Source organism: Variovorax sp. GrIS 2.14 (genome assembly GCF_046115955.1).
Taxonomy (GTDB): domain Bacteria; phylum Pseudomonadota; class Gammaproteobacteria; order Burkholderiales; family Burkholderiaceae_C; genus Variovorax.
This window is the reverse complement of sequence record NZ_JBJXIA010000002.1, coordinates 66,804-93,585: the sequence shown is the minus strand read 5'-3', so window position 1 is coordinate 93,585 and position 26,782 is coordinate 66,804. Positions and strand designations below refer to the sequence as shown.

Genomic DNA, 26,782 nt, shown 5'->3' with positions numbered 1-26,782 from the left:
GAGACTTGTGATGACAGAACAACCCACGCAACCCGCCGCCACTGCATCCGACGACTTCTGGACGGTCGATGGCGTGCAGATGCGCAGCCGCTTCTTGCTCGGCACAGCCGGCTATCCATCGCCGCACACGCTGCGCGACGCCATCGCTGCCGCTGGTACGCAGGTCGTCACCGTCGGCCTGAAGCGGGCGATGGCAAGAACGGATGGCGGCGGTGGCGACAACGGCTTCATGACGATCGTGCGCGAGGCACTGCTGCGACAGGGCGCCCGCCTGTTGCCCAACACCGCCGGCTGTCGCACCGCACGCGACGCGGTCACGCTGGCGCACATGGCGCGTGAGATGTACGACACCCGGTGGATCAAGCTGGAGGTCGTGGGCGACGAGCACACGCTGCAGCCCGACCCGGCCGAACTGCTGGTCGCTGCACAGACGCTGGTTCGCGACGGCTTCGTAGTGTGGCCGTATTGCACCGACGACCTCGTCACCTGCCGGCGATTGCTCGATGCGGGTTGCGCCGTGCTCATGCCGTGGGGCGCGCCGATCGGCTCGGGGCAGGGGCTGTTGAACCCCTGGGCCCTGCGCACCTTGCGCGAGCGGCTGCCCGACGCGACGTTGATCGTCGACGCCGGCCTCGGTGCGCCCTCGCACGCGGCATTGGCGATGGAGATGGGCTTCGACGCGGTGCTGTTGAATTCTGCGGTCGCACAAGCGCGCGACCCGGTGCGAATGGCCGGTGCGTTTCGGCATGCCGTCGAGGCCGGGCGCGGTGGCTGGCAAGCCGGCGTCATGGCACGGCAAGACTTCGCGGTCGCCAGCACGCCGGTGGGTGGGCAACCATTTCTGATCGGCGAGGTCGCGCGATGAGGCCGCCGGTGATCTGGAGCATCGCCGGCACCGACAGTGGCGGCGGCGCGGGGCTGGCAGCCGATCAGCGCGCCGCCGATGCCTTCGGCGTGCACCTGTGTCCGGTGGTCGCGGCCGTGACGGCGCAGAACTCGCGCACTGTCGCGCGCATCGAGCCGCTGCCGGTCGCGTGGCTCGATGCACAGCTTGAAGCGCTTGCCGCCGACATGCCGCCACTCGCCATCAAGACCGGCCTGCTGGGCGGCGTGGCGCAAGTGGAATGCGTCGCACGATGGATCGACCTGCTGCGACGCGAGCGCCCTGTCGCACTGGTGGTCGATCCTGTGCTGGGGGCGAGCACCGGTGCGCAGTTCGCCGACGCGGCAGTGTTGCGGGCGTACCGCGATCTGCTGCTGCCGCGCGCCACGGTCGTCACGCCGAACGTGCGCGAGGCGCATCGCTTGTTGGAGGCGCAAGACAGCGGCCTTGGCGATAGCGATGACGCTGGCCGCAGCGACGTGCCGGCACTCGCCCGACGACTGCGCGCGTGCGGCGCTGCGGCGGTTTGCATTACCGGCGGCGACAGCACGGACCACGTGCAGAGTGCGGAGCGTGAGGCACTCGACTGGATCGACACCGAGCACGCCGCCGGCTGGCTCGCATCGCCGCGTGTCGACACGACGCACAACCACGGCACCGGCTGCACTTTCGCGAGCAGTGTTGCCGCAGCGTTGGCACTCGGCTACGTCGCGGCCGATGCGCTCGTCCTTGCGAAGATGGCGACCACGCAGGCGCTCCAAAGCGGTCATGCGGCGGGCACCGGCGCAGGACCGGTGATCGCGCGGCCGGGCTTTCACGCCGACCCTGCGCTGTTGCCGCGCATGTCGTGGGGCGAGGCGGCCTGCTTCGCGGCACCACGCCGCAGCGACGACCCGTTGCTGGGTCTCTACGCCATCGTCGACAGCGCCGAACGTGTGCGGCAGGTACTGGCCGCGGGCGTGCGCTCGGTGCAACTGCGCATCAAGACGCCGCCGCTGTCCGATTTAGCGAATCCGGCCCAACCGCCCGACGCGCGTTGCACTGCGCAGCTGCGCGACGAGATCGCGCGCAGCGTGGCGGCCTGCCGCGCGGCGAATGCCGAGTTGTTCATCAACGACCACTGGGCGCTGGCGCAGGAGTTGGGCGCCAGCGGCGTGCATCTCGGGCAGGACGACTTACTGGCGCTGGGTGAGGCGGGTCGCGGCGAGCTGCTGCGCAGTGGACTCGCACTCGGCATCAGTTCGCACAGTCTGTGGGAGCTGTGCCGGACCCGTGCCCTGGCGCCGCGCTACGTGGCGTGCGGGCCGGTGTGGCCGACGCTCACCAAAGACATGCCGTGGCGCCCGCAAGGGCTGGACAACCTGCGCTGGTGGAACGCCATGGCCGGTGCGCCAGTCGTTGCGATTGGCGGCATCTTGCAGCCGGGGCAGGTGAGTGAGGCGGCCGCGTGCGGTGTGTCGGGCGTGTGCGTCGTGCGCGCGTTGGGTGTCGACGCGACGACCACCGTGCCGGTGCTGGCGACGGCATTGCGCGAAGGCGTCGCAACCACGGCATTGAAGAAGCACAAGCGACCGGAGCAAGCTCAGCAAGAGTCGCTGCTGCCCCTGCCGCACCCCAGCCTGCCTAACGGTTGGGGACTTGCGCCGCCGCCCGGTAGTTGTCCTTGAAGCGATCCGGCACCCGCGGATCGTGACCCATCGCCACGCGCCGCACTTCGTCTGAATCGGTCGGTGCGTGGCCGACGCCGAGCGCAGAAGCGCGTGGCACCGAGCCCGCGACCACATGACTGGTCAGCCGCCCGATGCCCGTGATGTCCACTTCGACGGTGTCGCCCGGATCGACCGATCGTGAATGGCACGGCGTGCCGGTCAGCACCACGTCGCCGGGCATCAGCGTGATGTGGCGTGCAATGTCGGCCACCATGTAGTGCGGTCCCCAGACCATCTCGTCGCCGATGTGGGCCTCCTGAACGAGCAGGCCGTTGCGGTAGGTGCGCAAGGTCTGGTCGAAGATGTTGACGCCGGTCACCAGGCCCGGGCCGATCGGTAGCATCCCGTCGGCGCCCTTCACGCGCAGCATCGAGCCCTGGTCGGTGTCGCGAAAGTTCTGCAGTCCCATGTCGAGCGCCGGTGCGAAGCCGAGCATGTAGTCCCAGGCTTCGTCGGGCGTCACGTTGCGGCATACCTTGCCGATGACGACGGCGAGCTCGCCTTCGTAGTTGAGGTAGCTGCAGTCGGCAGGCTTCACGAGTTCACCGCCGTGCGCGTTCATCGCGGTCGGCGGCTTGGTGAAATAGGTCGGCGTCTCCGTCGGCTTGGCCTTGTTGCGCGTCTCCATGCCGCGCGAGCTGTACGACAGGTGCACGCAGATGATCTTGGTCGGCTCGCACGGTGGCAGGTGCGTGACATCGGCCAGCGCGACGTCGCGACCGTCGTCGAGTCGCAGCGTGTCGCCGTCGATCACGGTGCCCCAGTACGGCGAGCCATGGCTCAGCACACGGCGGCGCTCGACCCGCGGGCCGCGCATCACCGCTGGCAGTTCTGCGAACGGAAATTCGTGCAGGTACTTGCTCATGCTAAAGCCTCTTGCGTTGTCTTCGCCTCGGTGGTCTCGATGTCGAACCACATGTGGACGTTGCCGGTACCGCGTGCGTTCTCGTAGTCGGACAACGCGGTCCCCTTGCTGCGGCAATCGGCGCCACCGAGCGCACCGATCATCTGCAGGTAATGGCCGCCAAAACCTTCCCACGGCAGCGGGCGAAACTTGCTGTCCCATTGGTCGAGGACTAGGTCGTGCCGTCCTTGCGCAAGCAGCGCGATCGCTTCCTTGTCGGCCGCCACGTTCGATTGCCGTGACACGTTGGTCTCGTGGTACATCCGCGGATGTTTCTGCACCCAGTCGATCTCATTGAACTTGTGACTCAGCGCCCCTGAAGCCAGCAGCACCACGCGCTCGCCGATGTCGGCGTCCATACGCCGGATCGCCTCGCCGATGACGCGGCCCGACTCGAGGTAGTGGCGCGGCTGGCAGTTCTGGCACGTGCTGACCGACACCACCCGCTCACCGTGCACAAGCTTGTTGACTACGTTGATGGTCGCGTAGTGCCGCGGCAACGCTTCGTCATAGATCGCCTTGCTCATCACGCCCTGTTCCACCGCGACCTCTTCGATGAGCTCCGCGAGCGCAGGCGATCCGCGGTAGTCGTAGTGCTGGCCGTGCAGGTACCAGGGCATCTCGTCGGATGTGTAGGTGCCTTGCATGTGCGCACCGCCGTCGATGAGGTGATAGCCGGTCGTGAACCAGTGCGTATCGAACAGCACGAAGGTGTCGGGCCGTACCGCGTCGATGCGGTCGCGCAGGCGCTGGTAACCAGCGATCAGGTCCGAGTCCGCGCCGTCGCCCATCTTCACGCGGAAGTCGTCGTCCTGCATCAAGCCGGGGTGGTGCGACACCAGTGCGGCGCCGACGATCTGTGCCATGTCGTTCTCCTTTCAACGGTGGCTGAAGCTGGCCTTGAAAGGCTTCTTCGGCACGACGACGTCTTTCACGTCGCAGAAAAATTCGAAGCTCCAGTCGCCACCTTCGCGTCCGACACCGGAGCGCTTGATGCCGCCGAACGGCGCCGCCAGATCGCGGATGCCGAAGGAGTTGACCCAGATGAAACCGGTCGCGACCTGCATGGCAATGGCGGTCGCATGCGCCACCTCTCCGTAGCAGACACCGCCGAGGCCGTAGTCGGTTCCGTTGGCCATCGCGATGACTTCTTCGTCGTCGTCGAAGGTCTGCAGCGTGAGCACCGGGCCGAAGACTTCGTTCTGCACGATCTCCGAATCCTGCTTCACATGAGTGAGCATGGTCGGCTGGAAATACTGCGCACCGAACGGATGCATTGCGCCGCCCCACAGCAACTCGGCGCCGTCGGCTACGGCACGTTCGACGAACGCTTTCACGCGCTCGACCTGGCGCGGATGAATGATGGGGCCGACTTCCGTTGCAGCCTCGCGCGGATCGCCGACGGTCAGCTGTTCGACATGCGCCCGCATGCGCGAGACGAAGGCGTTGGCGACCTTCGAGTGGACGAGAAAGCGGGTGCCCGCGAGACACACCTGACCGGCGTTGCGATACATCAGCGCACCCGTCGCAGCCGCGCCGTCGAGGTCGGCATCTTCGAGCACGATGAAGGGCGACTTGCCGCCGAGTTCGAGGCTGCATGGCACGAGGTTGGCCGCAGCGGCTTGCGCGATGCGCTTGGCCGTGCCGACCGAACCTGTGAACGAAACGCGTGCGAGTCGCGGATCGCTCACCAGACGCGCGCCCGTGGTCGCGCCCGCGCCCTGCACGAAGTTGAGAACACCCGGCGGCAGGCCAGCCGCATGGGCCGCGTCGGCCAGCATCGAGCAGGTGAGCGGCGCCCATTCGGGCGGCTTGACGACGACCGTGTTGCCCGCGGCCAGCGCCGGGCCGAGCTTCCAGGTCGTGAGCATCAGCGGTGCGTTCCACGGTGTGATGATGGCGACGACGCCCGCCGCATCGTGCCGCACGATATGCGTCGCCTGCTCGGTCTCGATCGGCCTGTCTTGCAACGTCAGTGCGTGCTCGGCGAACCAGCGAATGTTGAGCATCGCGCGTGGCACGACGCCATGCTTCATGCGCGACAGCAGCACGCCGGCATCGTTCGATTCGAGCATACAAAAGGCGTCGGCACGCTTGCCGATTTCGTCGGCGAAGCGGTCGAGGTTGGGCTTGCGGCCTTCGGCGCCAAGTGCGGCCCAGGCACGGAATGCGCGCTGCGCTGCCGTGATGGCAGCGTCGACCTGGGCATCGCTGCCTTCACTGATATGGCCTAGCACGCGCTGGTCGATCGGCGAGCGCAGCTCGAAGGTTTCGGTCGATGCGACGCGCTGGCCGTCGATGTAGTGGTCGGGTGAGACGTGGATACCCGCGACGTGGATCATGGAGGTCATGGTGGGTTCAGACGAATCGAAATGCGATGGCACCGAGCGGGCCGTAGTCGGCGTGAAAAACATCGCCCGCCGCCGCGGCCACGGGCCGCGTGAAAGAGCCGGCCAGCACGACTTCGCCGGCCTTCAATCCTTCGTCGTGCTCTGCCAGTTTGTTGACCAGCCACGCGATGCCGTTGGCCGGATGATTGAGCACGGCAGCCGCCAGGCCCGACTCTTCGATGACCCCATTCTTGTAGAGCAGGGCGCCGCACCAGCGAAGGTCGACCGCATCGGGTTTGACCGGCCGTCCGCCCATGACGATGCCGGCATTGGCTGCGTTGTCTGCGATGGTGTCGAACACCTTGCGCGGTACTTTTGTGATGCGATCGGCCTGCTCGATGCGCGCGTCGATGATCTCGATGGCGGGCACCACGTAGTCGGTCGCTGCGAGCACGTCGAAGATGCTGACGTTGGGGCCACGCAGGTCGCGCTGCAACATGAAGGCGAGCTCGACCTCGACGCGCGGAAGAATGAATCGTGCGGCCGGAATGTCGGCACCCTCGCGAAAGAACATGTCGTCGAGCAACGCGCCGTAATCCGGCTCGGTGATGTTCGAAGACACCTGCATCGCGCGCGATGTGAGGCCGATCTTGTGGCCCTTGATGGTGCGACCTTCGGCCAGCTTGAGGGCGACCCATTCCCTTTGTATGGCGTAGCTGTCTGCGATCTCCATCGCCGGATAGCGTTTGGAGAAATGTTCGACCTGCACGCGGCTGCGTTCGGATTCGTGCAGCGCGAGCGCGAGCGTCTTGTGTGTCGCGTGGTCGAGCATCGCGTTGTCTCTCGTTCGTTGTAACGGTCGCAAGTCTCCCTGCTAGCGGCCATGAAGACAATCGATGCTTTTGGGTCGATTGCGTAGCTGGGCTGGATAATCGAACGATGCCATTGCCCCGCTACACACTGCGCCAACTCGACGCATTCACCACCGTTTCCGACACGCTCAGCTTTACTGCCGCGGCCGATCGACTGGCGCTCACGCCATCGGCAGTGAGTCAACTCGTCGTCGAACTCGAGTCGTCTGCCGGCTTCAAGTTGTTCGAGCGCAGCACGCGCCGCGTCGCGCTGACCGCAGCAGGCAAGGAGTTTCTCGGCGCCATCGAACCCGTGCTCAAGCACCTTCGCTTGGCAGAAGCCGCGGCCGCCGATCTGCGCAATCGCGCCGCCGGCCTGGTGCGCGTGGCGGCGCCGATGGTCATCGCGAGCGCCATGCTGCCGCGCGCGATCCGCGACTACGCAGGGCTGCGGCCCAAGGTCGTGGTCCGCATTCGAGATGCCGCGGTCGAGCAACTCGTCGAGATGGTCGCGAGCGGTGATGTCGATCTGGCGATCGGTCCTGACAGGCCGACCGGCGACGACGTGCAGCGCGTGCCGCTGTTCGAAAGTCCCTGGGTGTTGTGGTGTGCGCCGGACCACCCGCTCGCCACCAAGCGCACGCTGCGCTGGCGCGACCTGCGCGCGCATGCGCTCGTTACCGCTGGCCGCGACCATGAACGCAGCGTGGCGCAGATGCGGCTCGGTCTGCCGGAAGACGAGCGCATCACGCCAATCGACGTGGTCGATAACATCTCGACTGCGCTCGGCATTGCCGCGGCGGGCTTGGCAGCGACGCTGTCACCGGCCTATGTCGGCGTGTGGGCGGGTGAGCGCTGGGGCCTGGTGATGCGTCGTGTGACTGCACCCGAAGTCATGCGCCACGTCTGCCTGTACCGGCCGCTGCGCCGCGTGACGTCACCGGCGTCTGCAGGCTTCGCGGAAGCGCTGGAAAAGTGGATGAAGGCCGAAGGCCCGCGCTTCACGCCGTCGTCCAGGCGCGGGTGACTTGCCTGCGCCTTGGTCAGTCTGTTCAGACCGCGATGCGCCGGCCGATCTCCGGCCAGCGGCCATGCAGCCAGACCCACGCCACGAGCCCGATGGACAGCATCAGGATCGACGTCACCGCAAGCGCCAATGGCGAGTGCATGACGAGCGGCGCGATCACGCCAGCGACGATGCCGTTGGCGGTCGAGCCGATCACGGCTTGCAATGAAGATGCCATGCCGCGGCGCTCGGGGTGCAGGTCGAGCACCAGCAGCGTGACGACCGGCACCATCAGTGCCCAGCCGAATGCGAAGAAGGCGATCGGCCACAGCGACCAGGCCGCGTGCGGCGCAAAGACGGCGTTGGCCGCCACGTTGACGATCGACGTGACCAGCATGATCAGGAAGCCATCGCGAATCTGCCGCTTGGGCGTGACCTTGCCGGCCATACGGCCGCTGACCCATGCGCCCGACATGATGCCGCCGATGGTCAGCAGGAAGAACCAGAAGAACTGCGTCGGCGCGAGCTGCAAATGGTCACCTAGAAAAGCCGGTGCAGCGAGCACGTAAAGAAACATGCCGTTGAACGGCACGCCGCTGGCCAGCGCAAGCAGCAGAAAGCGCGGGTCGGAGCACAGGTCCCAATAACCGCGCATCAGGTGCTTGAACTCGAATGGCTGCCGATGACTTACGTGCAGCGTCTCGGGTAGCAACTTGTAGTTGGCGGTAAACAGTACGCAGCCTACCGCCACCAGAAACCAGAACACGCTGTGCCAACCCAGGTGCACGAACAAAAAGCCGCCGACGATGGGCGCAATGGCCGGCGCGACGCCGAAATAGATCGTGACCTGCGACATGACGCGTTGCGCCTCGGCGGGCGGGAACATGTCGCGAATCACCGCACGCGACACCACGATGCCGGCACCGGTCGACAGGCCCTGCAGCGCGCGGAACAGCACGAGCTGGCCGATATTCTGCGACAGCGCACAGCCGAGCGACGCGAGCGTGAACACCGCCATACCCCACAGCACGACCGGCCGACGCCCGAAGCTGTCCGACAGCGCACCGTGGAACAGGTTCATGAAGGCGAAGCCGAAAAGGTACGCCGACAGCGTCTGCTGCATCTCGACAGGCGTCGCCCCGATCGATTGCGCGATGCCCGAGAACGCCGGGATGTAGGTGTCGATCGAAAACGGCCCAACCATGCCGAGCACAGCCAGCAGCGCGGCAAGCGCCCATCGGGGGGCTTGCCAGAGTTTGGCGGCGTCCGGATTCATGCTTGTCTCTCTTTGTTGTCGTGCGATAAAAAAAGCGCCCGGCACCCTGTGAAGGGCGCAGCGGGCGCTTTGGCTCGAGATCCTTGTAACGGGATCCGCGGGGTCAGAGCGTGTCGATGAACGAACGCAGCTTGTCCGAACGGCTCGGGTGCTTCAACTTCCGCAACGCCTTCGCTTCGATCTGGCGAATCCGCTCACGCGTCACGTCGAACTGCTTGCCGACTTCTTCGAGCGTGTGATCGGTGCTCATCTCGATGCCGAAGCGCATGCGCAACACCTTGGCTTCGCGTGGCGTCAGCGAGTCGAGGATGTCCTTGACCACGTCGCGCAGGCCAGCCTGCATGGCAGCCTCGATCGGCGCCGTGTTGCTGCTGTCCTCGATGAAGTCGCCCAGGTGCGAATCGTCGTCGTCGCCGATCGGCGTTTCCATGGAGATCGGCTCTTTGGCGATCTTCATGATCTTGCGGATCTTGTCTTCCGGGATCTCCATCTTGGCGGCCAGGATGGATGCATCGGGCTCGAATCCGAACTCCTGCAGATGCTGCCGGCTGATGCGGTTCATCTTGTTGATCGTCTCGATCATGTGCACCGGAATACGGATGGTGCGGGCCTGATCGGCGATCGAGCGCGTGATGGCCTGACGAATCCACCAGGTCGCGTACGTCGAGAATTTGTAGCCGCGACGGTATTCGAACTTGTCGACCGCCTTCATCAAACCGATGTTGCCTTCCTGGATCAAGTCGAGGAATTGCAGGCCGCGGTTGGTGTACTTCTTGGCGATGGAAATCACAAGGCGCAAGTTGGCTTCGATCATTTCCTTCTTGGCGGCGCGCGACGAATATTCGCCTTCGTTCATGCGCTTGTTGATGTCCTTCAGCTCAGGCAACGGCACCACGACGCGCGCCTGGATGTCGGCGAGCTTTTGCTGCAGTTCCTGCACCGGTGGGATGTTCCGTGCGAGCACCACGCTCCAAGGCTTGCCGGATGCCGCCTGCTTTTCGACCCATTTCTGGTTCAGCAGGTGGGAGGCGACGCGGTTGCCGTTCTTGTCGTAGCCGCTGAAGTCGCGAATGAAGTCGTCCTGCGGAAAGCCGCACTTGTCCACGATGATGCGGCGCAGCTCGCGCTCTTTCTTCCGCACATCGTCGACCTGGCTGCGCACCATGTCGCACAGCTTTTCGATCGTCTTGGCGGTGAAGCGGATGGTCATGAGCTCTTCGCTCAGGGCCGCTTGCGCCTTGACATACGACGGCGTGCCGTAGCCTTCTTTTTCGTAGATCTTGTGGATCTTTTCGAACATCGTGGCCATGCGGTCGAAGCGTTCGAGCGCATCGCGCTTGAGTTCTTCGAGCTTCTTGGTCAGCGCCTTGGAGCCGCCTTTGCCGTCGTCGTCGTCTTCAGCGTCGAACTCGTCGAAGTCTTCTTCGGCCACATAGTCGTCGGCCTCGTTGGGGTTCGAGAAACCGTCGACGAAGGTGGTGATGACGGCCTTGCCCACGCCGGCACGAATTTCGTTGGCCAGCCGCAGGATTTCGGCGATGGTGGCGGGCGATGCGGAGATCGCTTCCATCATCGCCATCAAGCCACCTTCGATGCGCTTGGCGATTTCGATTTCGCCTTCACGCGTCAGCAGTTCGACGGTGCCCATTTCGCGCATGTACATGCGAACCGGGTCGGTCGTGCGGCCGAATTCGCTGTCGACGGTCGAAAGGGCAGCTTCCGCTTCTTCTTCGGCTTCTTCGACGGTCGCGGCGGTTGGCGCCGTGTTGTTCAGCAGCAGCGTTTCGGCATCGGGTGTCTGCTCGTAAACGGCCACGCCCATGTCGTTGAGCATGGTGACCACGACTTCCATCGTTTCGGCGTCGACCAGCTTGTCGGGCAAGTGGTCGGAGATTTCTCCGTGCGTCAGATAGCCGCGGGTCTTGCCGAGGGTGATCAGGGTCTTGAGGCGCGACCGGCGCTTGGCCAGGTCTTCTTCAGACAGCACGGTCTCGTCGAGGCCGAACTCCTTCATCAAGGCGCGTTCTTTCGCCTTGCTGATCTTCATGCGCAGTGGCTTGACCTTTTCTTCGGTCGACGTCACGACGGGTTCACCGGCCAGATCGTCCTCGATGTCCGACAGGTCGACGTCGCTCGTGGGTGCTTCGTTGCCAGCCTTGGGCTTTCGGCCGCGCTTGGCGCCGGTGGCAGCGGGTGCAGCCGCGCCTGAAGCAGCGGCTGCCTTGGGCGGACGGCCCACTTTCTTTGGAGCGGGTGCGGCTGGCGTCGCGGCTACGGCGGTTGCAGCGGGCTTCTTCAGGTCGGCGGAAGGATTCGATTTGGTCGTGGGCACTATTTTCACTTTCGTTGCGGCAGCCGGCTTTGAGGCGGCGGCACCCGCTTTGGTTACCTTTGCACTTGAGGGTGCAATGGTCGCCTTCAACGGTTTTTTAGCAGCGGGGTGGCTGGCGGACACGGCAGGCTTCTTTGAACTGGGCATACAACCTCGAACATCAAGAATTAACAAGCGGAATCACACGCGCACCACAGACCCGGTGCAGGCATACAAGGGGGCACAGAGGAAATAAATCCTCATGGGCCAAACTGACTAAGCACACCGGCAAGATGTCGGGCGAACATTTGGTGTGCAGTCCTTGCGGTGTATTGGCCCGTTCCCGCTAGGGGAGTGCATTGCGCATGGGGCCGGACCGGAGGTGCTGCTGTCGCTCTTGCCGAATTCGCTGATAGCGAAGCCTGACATTATAGCGCGCTGCACTTTTTTCAAGCAGTGTCTGTGTTGCTTTTCAGGCGAGCGCGCAGCGTCAGCCGGCGCGATTCGAGCGCTTTGTAGCGCTCCAGCGCCTGTGGGTCGGTGCCGACCGCCGCTATCGCCTCGCTCTGCTGCGCTTTTAGCCGATCGTCCAGCATGAAGTCGAGCACGCTGCGCAGTTCGCGCGCTGCATCGGCCGCCTGGTCTCCCTCGGGATCGCCGATCGGGCCGCCGTCGGGGGCTGTCATGAGCCGCGTCGCCAGCCCCTCGAACGGCTGCTCGCGCAGGCCTTCGCGCAACGCCGCCCACGGCTGAGCTCCGTGCTCGTGCAGTTGGCTGTCGAGCCACGCAAACAAACGGCCGTGTTCACCGGGCAGGTCGCACAGCATGGCGTGCTGTTCATGCGAGAGGCCTTCCCATTCGGTCATGTTCGAAAGCAGCAGCCGCACCGCCAGGTCGGGGCGGGTGAGCGGCAGCACGCGCCCGCGGCTCGGCGGCCGACTTTGCGATGGCTTGCCGCCATATCGACCATCGGATGCGGTTCGGTCGCCGTCGTTTCTGTAACGACTTGTCGGCGCGGACGCGGATGACGGCGCATTTCGAGGCCCTGCCGTCGAACCCCAAAGTTCGTTCAGCGCCTCGACGCCCATCTGAACCATGCCTGCAATGTCGCCCAGCAACTGGCGCTTGAAGGCGCCGTCGGGCAGGGCGCCCCACAGCGGTCGTACGTTGCTGGTCATGTGAGCGCGCCCTTCGGCGGTTGCCAGGTCGCAACCTTCGCGCGCGGCTTCGAGCATGAAGCGCGACAAGGGTGTCGCGTCGTCGATGAAGCGAGCAAAAGCGTCGGCGCCGAACTCGCGAATGAAGCTGTCGGGGTCGTGCTCGGTCGGCAAGAACAGGAACTTCATGCTCCTGACATCGTTCGCATATGGCAGCGCAGCGTCGAGCGCCTTGCGCGCTGCGCGCCGGCCGGCCGCGTCGCCGTCGAAGCTGAATACGACCGATTCGGTAAAGCGAAAAAGCTTTTGCACGTGCTCCGGCGTGCAGGCCGTACCGAGCGTGGCGACGGCGTTCGGAAAGCCCAATTGCGCCAGCGCAACCACGTCCATGTAGCCCTCGGTCACCAGCGCGAAGCCGCGCTCCCGGAAGGCTGCGCGTGCTTCGTACAAGCCGTAGAGCTCGCGGCCTTTGCTGAATACCGGCGTCTCGGGCGAGTTAAGGTATTTGGGTTTTTCGTCGCCCAGCACGCGTCCGCCGAAGCCGATGCACTCGCCTTTGACGTTGCGAATCGGGAACATCACGCGGTCGCGAAAGCGGTCGTAGCGTCGCGCTTCGCCTTCGCTGGCCTGCTCCGCGTTCACGCCTTGCGTGCCTTCGCTGACGATGACCAACCCGCTCTCTGCGAGCAACGGATCGTCGTAGTTGGGGAAGACGCTGGCCAGCGCGCGCCAGCCGGCCGGCGCATAGCCGATGCCGAACTGTTTGGCGACCTCGCCAGAAACGCCGCGGCGCTTCAGGTAGTCGATGGCGCCCGGAGCATTGCGCAAATGCTTGCGGTAGGCCTCGCCGGCTTTTTCGAGCACGTCGAACAAGGTCGCCTGCTTTTGGCGCTGCCCGGCGGCGCGGGCGCGCTCCTCCGGCGAGGCATCGTCTTCGGGCACCTGAAGGCCGTATTGACCGGCCAGATCGTGCACCGCTTCAACGAAGCCCATGCCCGCGTGTTCCATCAAAAAACCGATCGCGTTGCCATGCACTCCGCAGCCGAAGCAGTGATAGAACTGCTTGGTCGGGCTCACTGAAAACGAGGGTGATTTCTCGCCGTGGAACGGACACAGCCCCATGAAATTGGCGCCGGCCTTCTTCAACTGCACATAGCGTCCGACGATCTCCACCACGTCCGCCCGTGCGATGAGTTCCTGGATGAAAGAGGCGGGGATGGTCATGTGGGACGGGAGCGCCAAATCATACGCATGCGCTCGCGGCCCCGCGCTCAGCCGGCATACTTCTTCATCCGGTTCATCCCCGCCTCATGACCCCTCGCCCTTTACAACAAGCAGTCCGTCATGCGGCGCCGCTGCTGCGCCATCCGTTCCGTTTCATCTGGGACGCGCTCAAGGCTTTTCGCGCCAACCAGGGCTTGCTGCTCGCGGGCGCGGTCGCCTATTACGCGCTGTTGTCGATCGTCCCTCTCCTGATCGTCAGCGTCATCGCGCTGTCGCATTTCATAGATCAGCGCGAGTTGCTCATGACGATCGGCCGCTATCTCGAATGGCTGCTGCCGGGCCAGTCGAAGGCCGTCGTGCAGGAGCTGTCGAATTTTCTCGACCATCGCGACGTGCTCGGGCCGGTGCTGCTGGTGACGATGATCTTCTTCAGCTCGCTGGCCTTCACTGTGCTCGAAGCGGCGATGGCAGTGATCTTCCATCACCGAAAGTCGACTCATCGGCGCCATGCGCTGTTGTCGGTGGTCATGCCCTACGTCTACATCCTGTGCCTGTGCGTCGGGCTGCTGCTGGTCACGCTGGTGTCGGGCGCGCTGCAGCTCATCGGGCAGTCGAGCGTCGACCTGTTCGGGCGCAGCTGGTCGCTCTCAGGTGTGTCGGGCGTGCTGCTGTACTTGCTTGGCCTCGGCGGCGAGATCTTCATGCTGACCTCGCTCTATCTGGTGATGCCGGTCGGGCGGCTGTCGCTGCACCACGCGCTGCTGGGCGGCATCACTGCGGCATTGCTGTGGGAAGTCACGCGACGCATCCTGGTCTGGTACTTTTCGTCGCTGTCGCAAGTGAATGTCGTGTACGGCTCGCTGACGACGGCCATCGTGGTGCTTCTGAGCCTGGAAATCGCCGCGACGCTGGTGCTCTTCGGCGCCCAGGTCATCTCGCAATATGAACGGCTGGAGCGCACCGGGAGCACCGAGCCGATCGAAGGCCGCATCGGCGTTGGAGACGACGCTTGACGCCGACAGTCATGGGCGAGGCACTTACCGCGGCGGAAGCCGGATCGCCCCGTCGAGGCGAATCACTTCGCCGTTGAGCATGTCGTTTTCGATGATGTGCTTCGCGAGCTTGGCGTAGTCTTCCGGCGTGCCGAGGCGCGACGGAAACGGCACGCTCGCGGCCAGCGCATCCTGCAGGTCTTGCGGCATGCCGAACAGCATTGGCGTGCCGAAGATGCCGGGAGCGATCGTCATGTTGCGGATGCCATTGCGCGCAAGATCGCGCGCGATCGGGAGTGTCATGCCGACCACGCCGCCCTTCGACGCAGCGTAGGCGGCCTGGCCCATTTGCCCATCGTAGGCGGCCACGGAAGCCGTCGAGATCAACACTCCGCGCTCGCCGGTCGACTCGGGCTCGTTCTTGGCCATGGCTTCGGCCGCGAGGCGGATCATGTTGAAGCTACCGATGAGGTTCACCGTCACCGTCTTGCTGAAAACAGCCAGCGCGTGCGCGCCGTTCTTGCCCACCGTTTTTTCGGCCGGCGCGATGCCGGCGCAGTTGACGAGGCCAAAAAGCTTGCCGAGCTTGAGCGCGGCAGCAACAGCGGCTTGCCCGTCGGCTTCCTGACTCACGTCGCACTTGACGAACACGCCGCCGATGTCTTGTGCGACCGCTTCACCCTTGTCCTGCATGTCGGCGATCACGACCTTGGCACCGTTGGCGGCCAGCATCCGTGCCGTGCCCTCGCCCAATCCCGAAGCGCCGCCGGTGACGATGAAAACCTTGCCTTCGATCTGCATGCGTATCTCCAAATAGTGAGGGTCGCATTATCGAAGACGCCGCCTGCACGGTGTACAAAAGCGATCGGACAAAAAAAGGGGCCCTGTCCGAAAACAGGGCCCTGAATTGGATCCGTGAGGACCCAAGGAGACAACTTGTGAATTAACGCTTGGTCTTGGCGGTAGCGGTCTTGGCAGCGTTGACGGCTTGCGTCGACACGGCCGTGAAGTTGGCTTCGGCAACGTCGGAAGCTTGCTTGACAGCCTTCTGCACCGATTCGAATGCGTTGTTGGCGGCAGCCACAGCGCTTTTCATCATGGCGACGGCGGTTTCAGAACCTGCAGGTGCGTTCTTCGAAGCGCTGTCGACCATGCCGACGATGGTGGCTTGCGTTTCGGCGGCCTTGGCTTCGAATGCCTTGGTGAATTCGGCGCTGGTGCCCTGAGCGATGTCGTACAGGTGACGGCTGTAGGCAGCGGTCTTTTCGGCGAGAGGCTGGAACAGGCTGGCTTGCAGAGCCAAAAGTTCTTGCGCGTCCTTGACGCCCATCACGGCTTTGGCGGTGCCAGCAGCTTCGGTCAGTGCTGCCTTGGAGGCGGTCACGTTCAGTTCGACCAGCTTCTCGACGCCTTCGAATGCCTTGGTGGTCAGGCCGAACAGGGTTTCGAGCGAAGCTTTTTGCGAAGCGATGAGTTGGTCAGCGTTGAGGGCCATGATGATCTCCAGTAGTGTTGAAAAGGGGTGCTTGGTACGTTGCCGGGCCGTCTATGTTGCGGTGCAGCATGGACTGAAGTATAGGCAGCTGACTCAAGCTTTCAAGCGTTTTTTGCTGCTGTGCAGCAATTTAGAACGGGCTTTCTAAAACGCCTGCTGATGCAGTGGCTGGCAGAATTCGGCGCCATGAGCGAACGTCCACTGCCTCCTGTCATTGCCCGTCCCCAACCTCAGAGTCGCAGCGCCTACCGCACTTTCAGGACCATCCCCACGCGTTGGGCCGACAACGACATGTACGGCCACGTGAACAACGTCGTGTACTACGGCTGGTTCGACACCGTGGTCAATGCGGAGCTCATCGAGCGCGGCGTACTGGACATTCACGCGGGCCAGATCATCGGCTTCGTTGTCGAGACGCAGTGCAACTACTTCGCGCCGCTGGCGTTCCCGCAGACGGTCGAAGCTGGCCTGCGTGTCGCACAGGCCGGCAGTTCCAGTGTTCGATACGAGATCGCGCTGTTCGCTCGGGGTGCCGATACGGCTGCAGCACAAGGGCACCTGGTGCATGTGTATGTTGACCGCTCGACGCAGAAGCCGATGCCCTTGCCCGAGGCGTTGCGGCGCGTTGCCGACGAACTTCGAGCGGAATAAAAAAACGGCGCACGAGGCGCCGTTTTTTTTGCTGATCGCCAAAAAGCCGTCCCAAAAGACGACCGCTGGATCAGCCTTTCTTCATGGCCTTCATGTCGGCCTTGGACTTGTCGTGGTCGGCCTTGGCCTGGTTCACGCACGCACTCTTGGCGTCGCCCTTCTGGTCGTCGCACTTTTCCTTGGCGACGTCATAGGTCATCGTGGCCTTTTCTTCAGCGACCTTGCGAGCATGGCTGTCGCTCGGTTTGTATTGCTGCTCGAGATCAGCCTTGGCCACGTTCTCCGTGCCCTTTGCTTCCTTCATGCACACGTCCTTGGCGTTGTCCTTCATCGTGTCGCATTGCGCCTTGGCGACCTTGTAGTCGGATTCGATTTTTTGCTTGGCGACTTTGTACTCGTCCTTTGTCATGGCACTGGCGTGCGTCATCACGAAGCAAGACGATGCGAGTGCCAGCATGAGCAGATGTTTTTTCATGAGAATTTCCCTCGTTGAGTTGATAAATTGAAGATTCAGCGGTTCAGACTTTTTCGAACCAGAGTGCGTCAGGCGTACGGCCATCGCGGCCCTCCCAATCCTTGACCTGCTTTTCGGCCTCGTCGCGGCTGATGCCGTGACGCTCCTGGATGCGTCCGAGCAGCTGGTCGCGCTTGCCGGCGATGACGTCGAAATCGTCGTCGGTCAGCTTGCCCCACTGCTCCTTGAGCTTGCCCTTGAGCTGTTTCCAGTTGCCTTCAACGGTGTCTTTGTTCATGACTTTCTCCTTCGGTTTGGATGGTCCGGCGTGCCTTGTTGCCGTGGAGAAAATGTACGTAGCGTCATGGTTGCGAGCCGGTAGGACGCCCCGGCAACCGACCGTAGGCACATGCCGACGCGCCCCGTGATAATCGAGCCACCCCTAGCGACGTCATCGTCGACGCCCAGTCGCAAAGCCTTGCACCTTGAAGAGAGACACACGCGCTGCACCATGATCATTCAAAGCCTGCTGGACACCGACCTCTACAAGTTCACGATGATGCAAGTCGTTCTGCACCACTTTCCTGGGGCGCAGGTTGAATACCGCTTCAAGTGCCGCAACCCCGGCGTCGATCTGGCTCGCTTTGCCGACGAGATTCGCGATGAAGTGCGCTCGCTGTGCTCCCTGCAGTTTCTCGACGCCGAGCTCGACTACTTGCGTTCGATGCGCTACATCAAAAGCGACTTCGTCGACTTCCTCGGACTGTTCAAGCTCAACCAGAAGTACATCGACATCGTCCCGCAACCTTCGGGCGAACTCGAGATCAGCATCAAAGGACCGTGGCTGCACACGATCTTGTTCGAGATTCCTGTACTGGCCATCGTGAACGAGGTCTACTTTCGCAATACCCAGCCGAAGGCCGATGTCGCGGAAGGGCGGCGCCGGCTTGAAACCAAGATCGAGCAACTGCAGGGCGAGGGTCTGGTCGATCTGAAGATCGCCGACTACGGCACGCGCCGACGCTTCTCCAAGGAATGGCATGAAGAGGTGTTGCGCACGCTGAGCTCCAAGCTTGGTCCGGTACTGGTGCCCGCCAGAATCACCGGCGAGCCGCCGCAGTTCGCCGGCACCAGCAACGTGCTGTTTGCCATGAAGCTCGGCCTGATCCCGCTCGGGACCATGGCGCACGAGTACCTGCAGGCGTGTCAGGCGCTCGGCCCGCGGCTGCGCGACAGCCAGGTCTTTGGCTTCGAAATGTGGGGCCGCGAATACCGCGGCGACCTCGGCATTGCACTGTCCGATGTGTATGGCATGAGCGCCTTCCTGCGCGACTTCGACCTGCTGTTCTGCAAGCTGTTCGACGGTTCGCGACACGACAGCGGCGACCCGTTCCAGTGGGGCGAGCGCATGCTGGCGCACTACACGGCCAACCGTGTCGACCCGCGTACCAAGACGCTCATCTTCAGTGACGGACTCACGGTGCCGCGCACCATCGAGCTCTACCAGCAGTTTCGCGGGCGGTGCCTGCTCGCCTTCGGCATCGGCACCAACCTGACAAACGACCTCGGCTACGAGCCGCTGCAGATCGTGATCAAGATGATCCGCTGCAATGACCAGCCGGTTGCCAAGCTGTCGGACACACCATCCAAGAACATGTGCGAAGACGAGAAATATCTGGCCTACCTGCGCCAGGTGTTTGAGATCGAGCAGCCCGCGTGACGGCCCGTACGACGGGACAGCGCTGATGGACGGCGCCACGCTGTCCGTGATGTGGGCGCTGCCCTTTGCCGGGTTGCTGCTGTCGATCGCATTGCTGCCACTCATTGCGCCGCACTTCTGGCACGGGCATTACGGCAAGGTGGCGTTGGGTTGGGCGCTTTCGTTTCTGTTGCCGTTGATGGCCGTGTTCGGCTCCTCGTCGGCTGCGCATGAGCTTGTGCATGCATTGCTCGCTGAGTACGTTCCGTTCATCCTGTTGCTGGTCGCGCTGTTCACGGTATCGGGCGGCATTCATATCAGCGGCAATCTGCACGGCGACCCGCGGACCAACACGGCCATCCTCGCCATCGGCGGGCTGCTGGCGAGTGTCATGGGCACCACCGGCGCCTCGATGTTGTTGATACGTCCGCTGATTCGTGCAAACGATAACCGCGCGCACAAGGTGCATACGGTGGTGTTCTTCATCTTCATCGTGTCGAACATCGGTGGCTCGCTGACGCCGCTGGGCGATCCGCCGCTGTTCCTCGGCTTTTTGAAGGGCGTGGATTTCTTCTGGACTGCGCGCAATATCCTGCCCGAGACACTGCTGCTGGTCGCCGCGTTGCTCGCCGTCTTCTATCTACTGGACCGCCATTGGTACCGCAAAGAAGGCGTGCTGCCGCAAGACCCGACGCCCGACACCCGGCGCATCGGCATCGACGGTGGCGTCAACTTCATCTTGCTGGTCGGCGTGATCGGGCTGGTGCTGATGAGCGGCCTGTGGAAGTCAAACATGGTGTTCGATGTCTATGGCACGTCGGTCGGGCTGCCGGGACTGGTGCGCGATGTCGGCCTGGTGGTGCTGACGCTGATTTCGCTCAAGCTCACCGCCGCCCCGGTTCACGCCGCCAACCAGTTCGAGTGGGAGCCGATGCGCGAAGTGGCCAAGCTCTTTGCCGGCATCTTCGTGACCATCGCGCCGGTCATCACGATGCTCAAGGCAGGGGCGGCTGGGCCGTTCGCCGCGGTGGTCGCAGCCGTCACGCTGCCCGGTGGTGAACCGAACCCGCCGATGTATTTCTGGGCCACCGGACTGCTGAGCGCGTTTCTTGACAACGCACCCACCTACCTTGTCTTTTTCAACACCGCCGGCGGTGATGCGGATGTGCTGATGACCGCACGCGCATCGACCCTGGCCGCCATCTCGGCCGGCGCGGTGTTCATGGGCGCGGTCAGCTACATCGGGAACGCACCCAACCTGATGGTCAAGGCTATCGCCGAGAGCCGGGGCGTGCGCATGCCGGGCTTCTTCGGCTACATCGGCTGGTCGTGCACCATCTTGCTGCCGCTTTTTGTCGTCTGCACGTTCCTGTTTTTTCGCTGAACGTCCACTGAAAGGACCACCATGAGCAAACCAAAAATCCTGATCGCCCGAGCCATATTTCCCGAGACCATCGAGCGCCTGTCGCAGCACTTCGAAGTCGAATCCAATCAGGCCGACGACGTGTGGTCGAAAGCCCGGCTTATCGACAAACTCAAGGGCAAAGCCGGCGTGTTCACCACCGGCAGCGAGCGCATCGATGGCGAGTTGCTCGACGCTTGCCCCGAGCTGAAGATCTGCGCCAACATGGCCGTCGGCTACAACAACTTCGATATCGAGGCCATGGTCTCTCGCGGCGTCACGGGCACCAATGCACCCGACGTGCTGACCGAAACCACCGCCGACTTCGGCTTCGCGCTGCTGATGGCCACGGCGCGCCGCATCGCCGAGAGCGAGCACTACTTGCGCGCCGGCAAGTGGACGAAGTGGGCGTACGACATGTTTTCGGGCTCCGACATCCATGGCGCCACGCTCGGCATCATCGGCATGGGTCGCATCGGACAGGGTATTGCCAAACGCGGTGCGCACGGCTTCGGCATGAAGGTGATCTATCACAACCGTTCGCGGCTCGACGCTGCACTCGAAGCGGAGTGCAAGGCCAGCTATGTGGGCAAGGAAGAATTGCTGAAGACCGCCGATCACGTGGTGCTGGTGGTGCCTTACACACCAGCGTCGCATCACACCATCGGTGCCGCTGAACTTGCGCTGATGAAGCCGACCGCGACGCTGGTCAACATCGCGCGCGGCGGCATCGTCGACGATGCGGCGCTGGCGGCTGCATTGCGCGAAAAACGCATCGCCGCGGCGGGCCTCGACGTGTTCGAAGGCGAGCCCAAAGTGCATCCCGATCTGCTCACCGTGCCGAATGTCGTACTGACCCCGCACATCGCCAGTGCGACGGTGCCGACGCGGCGTGCCATGGCGGAATTGGCAGCGGACAACCTGATCGCATTCTTCGAGGGCAAGGGGCCGGTGACGCCGGTCACATCCCTGGCCCCGGCAGGAACTTAAACCGTCGACATGCCATTCGATTTCCCATTGATCCTTCTCGTGTCGATGGTGCTGGCGGCTGTGCAGTTGGTGCTCCTCGTCTGGTTGCTGGCACGTCGTGCGCCCAAGCCGGATCACACCGAACTGATCGCGACGCTCAGCGCCGCCAACGAGCGGATCGAGCGCGAGTTACGCCGAGAGATCGGCGAGAACGCGCGTGGCACGCGTCAGGAAACGGCACAGGTCTTCTCGACGTTCCAGCATGCGTTGCTTCAGCAGGGTGCCGAATCGACCCGCACGCAGAACGCGCAGATCGACGCGTTCGGCCAGCAATTGGCAATGCTGCAAAAGACCCTGGCCGACACGCTCAACACGCAGTTGCAAGGCCTCTCGGAATCGAACGCCCGTCGCCTGGCCGAGGTGCGCACCACCATGGAAACGCAGCTCGCGCAGCTTCAGCAGAGCAATACCGCCAAGCTCGAAGAGATGCGCAAGACCGTCGACGAGAAGCTGCAGAGCACGCTTGAAGCGCGCCTCGGCGAAAGCTTCAAGCAGGTGGCCGACCGACTCGAACAGGTGCACAAGGGTCTGGGCGAAATGCAGACCCTGGCTCAGGGAGTGGGCGATCTCAAGCACTTGCTCACCAACGTCAAGACGCGCGGCATCTTCGGCGAGGCGCAACTGGGTGCGCTGCTGGAACAGGTGTTCACTGTCGACCAGTACGCCGCGCAGGTCGTGACGCGTCCCGGTGCGCGTCATACGGTGGACTTCGCCATCCGGCTGCCGGGCCGCACCGCAGAAGGCGACGCGCTGTGGTTGCCGATCGATGCCAAGTTTCCCAACGAAGACTATGAGCGCCTGCTCGACGCTCAGCAGCGCGCCGACCCGATCGCCGCAGAACTGGCTGGCCGTGCCTTGGAGGCACGCATCTGGCTGGAGGCGAAGGCCATCGAAGAAAAGTACATCGCGCCGCCGTACACCACCGACTTCGCGATCCTCTTTTTGCCGACCGAAGGGCTGTATGCCGAGGTGCTGCGCCGCCCTGACCTCATGCAGGGGCTGCAGCGCAAGCATCGCATCACGCTGGCGGGTCCGACGACTTTGCTCGCCATCCTCAATTCGCTGCAGATGGGCTTTCGCACGCTGGCGCTCGAAAAGCGTTCCAGCGAGGTGTGGCAGGTGCTCGGCGCAGTCAAGGCCGAGTTCGGCAAGTTCGGCGATGTGCTCGCGCGCGTCAAGAACCAGGCGCAGACCGTCCTCAATACGCTCGACCAGGCGCAGACGCGCAGCAATGTCATGCACCGCGCGCTGCGTCAGGTAGAGGCGTTGCCTGAAGCCCAGGCGCAGGTGCTGCTGCCACCGGCCCTCGAGGGAGATGATGAGACGCCGTGACAGCTGAACTGCTGCGCCTGATCCTGGCGCAGGTCTGCCTGCATGCCGTGATGACCGGCACGCGTCTCGCCGCACCGCTGCTCGCGCTGCAGCAGGGCTATAGCCCGGCGGCCGTCGGCGTCATGCTGGCGCTGTTCGCGCTGACGCAGGTTTTTCTGGCGCTGCCGGCCGGGCGTTTCGCAGACCGGCATGGCTTGCGCAAGCCGCTCTTGATCGCTGTTGTCTCTGCGGCACTGGGCGCTGCGTTGTGTGCGGCGTTTCCGGTCTTTCCGGCGTTGTGCGTCGCCGCACTTCTCACCGGTGGCGCAACCGGCATCGCAGTGATCGCATTGCAACGGCACGTCGGCCGCGCTGCGCAAAGTCCGGCTCAGTTGAAGCAGGTTTTCAGCTGGCTGGCCATCGCGCCGGCTGCCGCCAATTTTGTCGGTCCGTTCGCCGTCGGTCTGCTGATCGACCATGCGGGCGGCGCGCCCGGCGACATCGTCGGCTACCGTGTGGCATTCGGACTGCTGGCGCTGCTGCCGCTCGCCTGCTGGTGGCTGGCGCGCAGTGCACGCGACCTGCCGATGCCGCCGTCGGTCCTGGGCGCAACGAAGCCGCGCGCCTGGGATCTGTTGTCGGAGCCGATGTTCCGTCGGCTGTTGTTCGTCAACTGGCTGCAGTCCGCGTCGTGGGACGTCCACACATTCGTGCTGCCGCTGCTCGGTCACCAACGCGGCCTGAGTGCCTCGGTCATCGGGTCGATCCTCGGTGCGTTCGCGGTGGCCGCAGCCGTCGTGCGCGTGGTGCTGCCGGCCATTGCATCACGTGCCAGCGAGCGCAGCGTGATCACCGTATCGAACGTCGTCACAGCGCTCGTGTTCGCTGTCTATCCATTCATGACCACGGCCTTCGGCATGGGTTGCTGCTCGGTCGCGCTCGGCCTGGCACTGGGCGCAGTGCAGCCGATGGTGATGAGCATGCTGCACCAGACAACGCCGCATTCACGTCACGGCGAGGCACTCGGCTTGCGCCTGATGACGCTGAACGCATCGAGCGTGGCGATGCCGATGCTATTTGGTGCGGCTGGCGCTTTGATCGGCGTGGCGGGCGTGTTCTGGATCGTCGGCGGCGTGGTGGCTGCGGGCACGCGCTCTGTGTGGGGCCTCAAGGTGCCGCCGCCCGAAGCACCGGCACCGGAGGCACAGACGGCTCAGAGCTTGTAGAACGCCTTGATGGCTTTCCAAGCATCGGCGGGCGCGTCGACGTATTCGAAGAGCTTGACGTCGTTGGGCGAGATCACGCCTTCGTCCACCAGAAAATCAAAGTTGAGCAGCTGCTTCCAGTAGTCGGAGCCGAACAGCACGATCGGCACCGGCTTCGACTTCTTGGTCTGGACCAGCGTAATGACCTCGAACAGCTCGTCGAGCGTGCCGAAGCCGCCGGGGAACGCGACCAGTGCCTTCGCCCGCATCATGAAGTGCATCTTGCGAATCGCGAAGTAATGGAACTTGAAGCTCAGCGCTGGCGTGACGTACGGGTTGGGTTCCTCTTCCATCGGCAGGGCGATGGCGAGGCCGATGTTGAGGCCGCCGCCTTCGTAAGAGCCTCGATTGGCGGCCTGCATGATGCCGGGGCCGCCGCCGGTGCAGATAAAGAGCTTGTCTTCCGGCTCCTTGTCGTTGCTGTACTGCGCGACCATCTTGCCGAAGGCTCGCGCCTGCTCGTAGTAGTGCGAGCCGCGTGCCAGACGGCGCAGCCGAGCCACGGCGACGGCGTCACCCGCCGCTTCCGCCTGGGCGATCAGCGCGCCGGATTCTTCTTCGCTCCGAAAGCGCGCGCTGCCGAATACAACCACGGTGTTCTCGATGCCGTGCGCCCGCATCTCGATGTCGGGCTTCATCAGCTCCAGCTGCATGCGAAGGCCGCGGGTCTCGCGGCGCAACAGGAATTCCGGGTCGGCGAACGCAAGGCGGGACGGGTCCGGATCGAGCGGCAAGCCCTTGTCGGAGTGGGTTTGCAGCGTCGCCCAGGCGTCGGCCAGGCGTTTGTCGTGGAGGTTGTGTGTGTTGTTCATGCGTTGGCTCCGGGAGTCTTGCTGATTGTGCTTGCTGCGTCTGCAGGAGAGGCCACAGCAGGATACGGGCCAGTTCACTCGGCAGCTTGGGGAACGGTCAGAGACTGGGCAAGAGAGAAGGTCGGGTAAGACATAAAAAAAGCTCCCGAGGGAGCTTTTTCGACAGCGGGCGAAACGCTAAAGGAGCGCTCAGACGCGCTTGCGGTATTCGCCGGTGCGCGTGTCGATTTCGATCTTGTCGCCTTGCGCCACGAAGAGCGGCACCGGTACTTCGAAGCCGGTCGAGATCTTGGCCGGCTTGAGCACCTTGCCCGACGTGTCGCCCTTGACGGCTGGCTCGGTCCAGGTGATTTCGCGCTCGACGCTGGTCGGCAGTTCGACCGAAATGGCCTTCTCGTCGTAGAACACGACTTCGAGTGTCATGCCGTCTTCGAGGTAGTTGAGCGCGTCGCCCATGTTCTCGGCTTCGACTTCGTACTGGTTGAACTCGGTGTCCATGCACACGTACAGCGGGTCGGCAAAGTACGAGTAGGTGCACTCTTTCTTCTCGAGCACGATCTGGTCGATCTTGTCGTCGGCCTTGAAAACCTGCTCGGTGTTGAAGTTGGCCACCAAGCTCTTGAGCTTCATTCGGACAGTGGCGGAATTGCGGCCGCCGCGGCTGTATTCGGTCTTGAGGACGACCATGGGGTCCTTGCCGTGCATGATCACGTTGCCGGCGCGGATTTCTTGAGCGATTTTCATAACAGGGTCTCTGGATGTTGGGCCGCTCGGTGCATCGGAAAGCCAGTGTGGCGGTCTTTGTCCAGTGCGACCTGGTGATGCATGGTTCCCGCGGCGGGTTCGGCGGTCTGACCGCAAAGCCAGTTAGTTTAGCTTTTCCCGGCGCACATCTGCATCAGTTGGGTGACGAGGTCGTCTTGTGCAAGAAGGCGGTCACGCGCCGCGTTGATCGTGGCCTGCCATCCAGCGAGCGCTTCGGCTTCGAGTGCGGGCAGTGCCGCTTCGCCAGAATCGACACCGCCAAAGCCGTTCCATGTCCTATGAAACGCTCGCAGCGACGGTGGAGCATCGAGCCAGTCGAGCCATGCGCCGAGCTTGACGTGGTGCGCGTCGTCGTCCTGCGGATAAATCTGCCAGACCATGGGTGCACCGGCCCAAAGGGCGCGCACTAGGGAATCTTCGCCTCGTACGAAGTTGAGGTCGCAAGACCACAGCAGCCTGTCGAAATCTGGCTGCGTGAGATGCGGCAGGTAGGAGATGGACAAGGCGCCTTCGCTTGTTGAAGCAGCATCAGGTTTGGCACTGCTCGACAGGCACGCTTGCACTGCCAAGGTCGCACGGCCGGCCGTCACCAGCAGCCGCGTCGGCTCCATCGCGGTCGCCAACTGGTTCAGCAGAGCAGCGAGGGCGGGGGGCTCATAGCAGAAGAGAGAAATCAATCGTTCGCCATGCCAGTCGATCTGTCGCTGCGCCAGCCAAGCTGCGCGATCGAATCGTGTGCGTTCGGCCATGAGGTCGGGTTCACGCAGCAACCCGCCGGTGCCTGCCGTAAAGCCGGGATAGAAGAAGCGCTTGGTCAGGCCGGCGCCTGGACCGCGAAAGACAGGAGAGGGCAGACTGTGCAAACGCTCGACGTAGGGTTCGGCCGAGAGGTATTCCAGATTGATCCACGGCCGGCGTTCTTGCGGCAATGCAGTGGCGTCTTGCGCGTTTGCAAAATGCTCGATCAGTTCGGGCGCCGGGTCGCAGCCGAAGGCCTCGATCAGTACGTCGGCAGGGGTGCCCCAGGCGGCGGCCTTCACTGCGTCTGGATCACTCCAGTCGATGACCGTTACGCCCGCGCGTCCCTTCGGCGCCATCCACTGCAGCGCTGACCGCTCATCAAGCCACAGGCGGACACGTTGCCCGCGCATTGCAAGCTGGCAGCACAGGCGCCAGCACACGCCCAGATCGCCGTGATTGTCGATGACCTTGCAGAAGATGTCCCATTGCATGCGGGCACTTTAGCGTCAGGGCCG

At 63.6% G+C, this 26,782-nt stretch carries 25 protein-coding genes; 11 read left to right on the top strand and 14 right to left on the bottom strand.

Going from position 1 to position 26,782, the window contains the following annotated elements; all coding sequences use genetic code 11:
* Positions 1–10 precede the first annotated feature (10 nt).
* Together RCH10_RS04210 and RCH10_RS04205 are read left to right on the top strand one after the other, a co-directional pair.
* Complete coding sequence (locus RCH10_RS04210; protein ID WP_323496556.1) at positions 11–865, top strand: thiazole synthase; 855 nt, start codon at positions 11–13, stop codon at positions 863–865.
* Complete coding sequence (locus tag RCH10_RS04205) at positions 862–2,550, top strand: bifunctional hydroxymethylpyrimidine kinase/phosphomethylpyrimidine kinase (RefSeq protein ID WP_409051417.1); 1,689 nt, start codon at positions 862–864, stop codon at positions 2,548–2,550. Before RCH10_RS04210 ends, RCH10_RS04205 begins: the two co-directional genes overlap by 4 nt.
* On the opposite strand, the gene RCH10_RS04200 is transcribed toward RCH10_RS04205, so the two are convergent.
* Genes RCH10_RS04200 through hpaH form a run of 4 tightly spaced genes read right to left on the bottom strand, consistent with a single transcriptional unit; the run spans position 2,507 to position 6,658 of the window.
* Entirely contained in the window at positions 2,507–3,457 is a 951-nt protein-coding gene (locus RCH10_RS04200; protein WP_323496553.1) for a fumarylacetoacetate hydrolase family protein, read from the bottom strand. The two genes, RCH10_RS04205 and RCH10_RS04200, sit on opposite strands and share 44 nt — an antisense overlap.
* Positions 3,454–4,362 carry an extradiol ring-cleavage dioxygenase gene (locus RCH10_RS04195; protein ID WP_409051416.1) on the bottom strand — a complete coding sequence of 303 codons (909 nt, stop codon included), beginning with the start codon at positions 4,360–4,362 and terminating at the stop codon, positions 3,454–3,456. The genes RCH10_RS04200 and RCH10_RS04195 overlap by 4 nt, the downstream gene beginning before the upstream one ends.
* Before the next feature lie 12 nt (positions 4,363–4,374).
* A complete protein-coding gene (locus tag RCH10_RS04190) occupies positions 4,375–5,847 on the bottom strand; it encodes an aldehyde dehydrogenase family protein (protein WP_409051415.1) in 1,473 nt (490 codons plus the stop codon).
* Between the two features lie 7 nt (positions 5,848–5,854).
* Positions 5,855–6,658: a 2-oxo-hept-4-ene-1,7-dioate hydratase gene (gene hpaH / locus RCH10_RS04185; RefSeq protein ID WP_409051414.1), complete on the bottom strand. Its 804-nt coding sequence runs from the start codon at positions 6,656–6,658 to the stop codon at positions 5,855–5,857.
* A gap of 107 nt (positions 6,659–6,765) precedes the next feature.
* Between hpaH and RCH10_RS04180 the strand changes: the two genes are divergently transcribed.
* A complete protein-coding gene (locus RCH10_RS04180; RefSeq protein ID WP_323496549.1) occupies positions 6,766–7,704 on the top strand; it encodes a LysR family transcriptional regulator in 939 nt (312 codons plus the stop codon).
* A 25-nt stretch (positions 7,705–7,729) separates the two neighbouring features.
* Here RCH10_RS04180 and RCH10_RS04175 read toward each other — a convergent pair whose 3' ends face one another.
* Positions 7,730–8,959 carry a multidrug effflux MFS transporter gene (locus RCH10_RS04175; protein WP_323496548.1) on the bottom strand — a complete coding sequence of 410 codons (1,230 nt, stop codon included), beginning with the start codon at positions 8,957–8,959 and terminating at the stop codon, positions 7,730–7,732.
* Positions 8,960–9,062: 103 nt separating this feature from the next.
* Entirely contained in the window at positions 9,063–11,291 is a 2,229-nt protein-coding gene (gene rpoD, locus RCH10_RS04170; protein ID WP_323496547.1) for an RNA polymerase sigma factor RpoD, read from the bottom strand.
* Here rpoD and RCH10_RS04165 point away from each other — a divergent pair.
* On the top strand, positions 11,284–11,526 hold the full coding sequence (locus tag RCH10_RS04165) for a hypothetical protein (RefSeq protein WP_409051413.1): 243 nt from the start codon (positions 11,284–11,286) through the stop codon (positions 11,524–11,526). The two genes, rpoD and RCH10_RS04165, sit on opposite strands and share 8 nt — an antisense overlap.
* A 193-nt stretch (positions 11,527–11,719) precedes the next feature.
* On the opposite strand, the gene dnaG is transcribed toward RCH10_RS04165, so the two are convergent.
* A complete protein-coding gene (dnaG, locus tag RCH10_RS04160; RefSeq protein ID WP_409051412.1) occupies positions 11,720–13,651 on the bottom strand; it encodes a DNA primase in 1,932 nt (643 codons plus the stop codon).
* 86 nt (positions 13,652–13,737) lie between these two features.
* Between dnaG and RCH10_RS04155 the strand changes: the two genes are divergently transcribed.
* A complete protein-coding gene (locus tag RCH10_RS04155) occupies positions 13,738–14,664 on the top strand; it encodes a YihY/virulence factor BrkB family protein (protein WP_323496544.1) in 927 nt (308 codons plus the stop codon).
* 24 nt (positions 14,665–14,688) lie between these two features.
* Here the strand turns inward: RCH10_RS04155 and RCH10_RS04150 are convergent, their stop codons facing one another.
* Together RCH10_RS04150 and RCH10_RS04145 are read right to left on the bottom strand one after the other, a co-directional pair.
* A complete protein-coding gene (locus tag RCH10_RS04150) occupies positions 14,689–15,444 on the bottom strand; it encodes a 3-hydroxyacyl-CoA dehydrogenase (RefSeq protein ID WP_409051411.1) in 756 nt (251 codons plus the stop codon).
* Positions 15,445–15,586: 142 nt separating this feature from the next.
* On the bottom strand, positions 15,587–16,138 hold the full coding sequence (locus RCH10_RS04145; protein ID WP_187052625.1) for a phasin family protein: 552 nt from the start codon (positions 16,136–16,138) through the stop codon (positions 15,587–15,589).
* 186 nt (positions 16,139–16,324) lie between these two features.
* On the opposite strand from RCH10_RS04145, the gene RCH10_RS04140 reads away from it, so the two are divergent.
* Complete coding sequence (locus tag RCH10_RS04140) at positions 16,325–16,789, top strand: acyl-CoA thioesterase (RefSeq protein WP_409051410.1); 465 nt, start codon at positions 16,325–16,327, stop codon at positions 16,787–16,789.
* Positions 16,790–16,859: 70 nt separating this feature from the next.
* Here RCH10_RS04140 and RCH10_RS04135 read toward each other — a convergent pair whose 3' ends face one another.
* Together RCH10_RS04135 and RCH10_RS04130 are read right to left on the bottom strand one after the other, a co-directional pair.
* Positions 16,860–17,264: a hypothetical protein gene (locus RCH10_RS04135; protein ID WP_323496541.1), complete on the bottom strand. Its 405-nt coding sequence runs from the start codon at positions 17,262–17,264 to the stop codon at positions 16,860–16,862.
* 43 nt (positions 17,265–17,307) lie between these two features.
* Positions 17,308–17,541: a CsbD family protein gene (locus RCH10_RS04130; protein ID WP_187052622.1), complete on the bottom strand. Its 234-nt coding sequence runs from the start codon at positions 17,539–17,541 to the stop codon at positions 17,308–17,310.
* 213 nt (positions 17,542–17,754) lie between these two features.
* Between RCH10_RS04130 and pncB the strand changes: the two genes are divergently transcribed.
* The 5 genes from pncB to RCH10_RS04105 are packed head-to-tail and all read left to right on the top strand — an operon-like array spanning position 17,755 to position 23,910.
* Complete coding sequence (gene pncB, locus RCH10_RS04125) at positions 17,755–18,963, top strand: nicotinate phosphoribosyltransferase (RefSeq protein ID WP_409051409.1); 1,209 nt, start codon at positions 17,755–17,757, stop codon at positions 18,961–18,963.
* A gap of 25 nt (positions 18,964–18,988) precedes the next feature.
* Positions 18,989–20,326, top strand: coding sequence for a sodium:proton antiporter (locus tag RCH10_RS04120; RefSeq protein WP_409051691.1), 1,338 nt, complete (start codon positions 18,989–18,991; stop codon positions 20,324–20,326).
* 21 nt (positions 20,327–20,347) lie between these two features.
* Complete coding sequence (locus RCH10_RS04115; protein ID WP_409051408.1) at positions 20,348–21,334, top strand: 2-hydroxyacid dehydrogenase; 987 nt, start codon at positions 20,348–20,350, stop codon at positions 21,332–21,334.
* A 9-nt stretch (positions 21,335–21,343) separates the two neighbouring features.
* On the top strand, positions 21,344–22,705 hold the full coding sequence (locus tag RCH10_RS04110) for a DNA recombination protein RmuC (protein ID WP_409051407.1): 1,362 nt from the start codon (positions 21,344–21,346) through the stop codon (positions 22,703–22,705).
* Positions 22,702–23,910 carry an MFS transporter gene (locus RCH10_RS04105; protein ID WP_323496536.1) on the top strand — a complete coding sequence of 403 codons (1,209 nt, stop codon included), beginning with the start codon at positions 22,702–22,704 and terminating at the stop codon, positions 23,908–23,910. The genes RCH10_RS04110 and RCH10_RS04105 overlap by 4 nt, the downstream gene beginning before the upstream one ends.
* Here the strand turns inward: RCH10_RS04105 and RCH10_RS04100 are convergent.
* The 3 genes from RCH10_RS04100 to earP all read right to left on the bottom strand — a co-directional run bounded on the left by RCH10_RS04100 (position 23,898) and on the right by earP (position 26,758).
* Positions 23,898–24,761, bottom strand: a complete 864-nt coding sequence (locus RCH10_RS04100) for a TIGR00730 family Rossman fold protein (RefSeq protein ID WP_409051406.1) — start codon at positions 24,759–24,761, stop codon at positions 23,898–23,900. The two genes, RCH10_RS04105 and RCH10_RS04100, sit on opposite strands and share 13 nt — an antisense overlap.
* Positions 24,762–24,950: 189 nt before the next feature.
* A complete protein-coding gene (gene efp, locus RCH10_RS04095; RefSeq protein ID WP_068632364.1) occupies positions 24,951–25,505 on the bottom strand; it encodes an elongation factor P in 555 nt (184 codons plus the stop codon).
* 128 nt (positions 25,506–25,633) lie between these two features.
* The gene (gene earP, locus RCH10_RS04090) at positions 25,634–26,758 is read right to left on the bottom strand and encodes an elongation factor P maturation arginine rhamnosyltransferase EarP (RefSeq protein ID WP_409051405.1); all 1,125 of its coding nucleotides are present in this window, start codon (positions 26,756–26,758) and stop codon (positions 25,634–25,636) included.
* Positions 26,759–26,782: the final 24 nt, after the last annotated feature.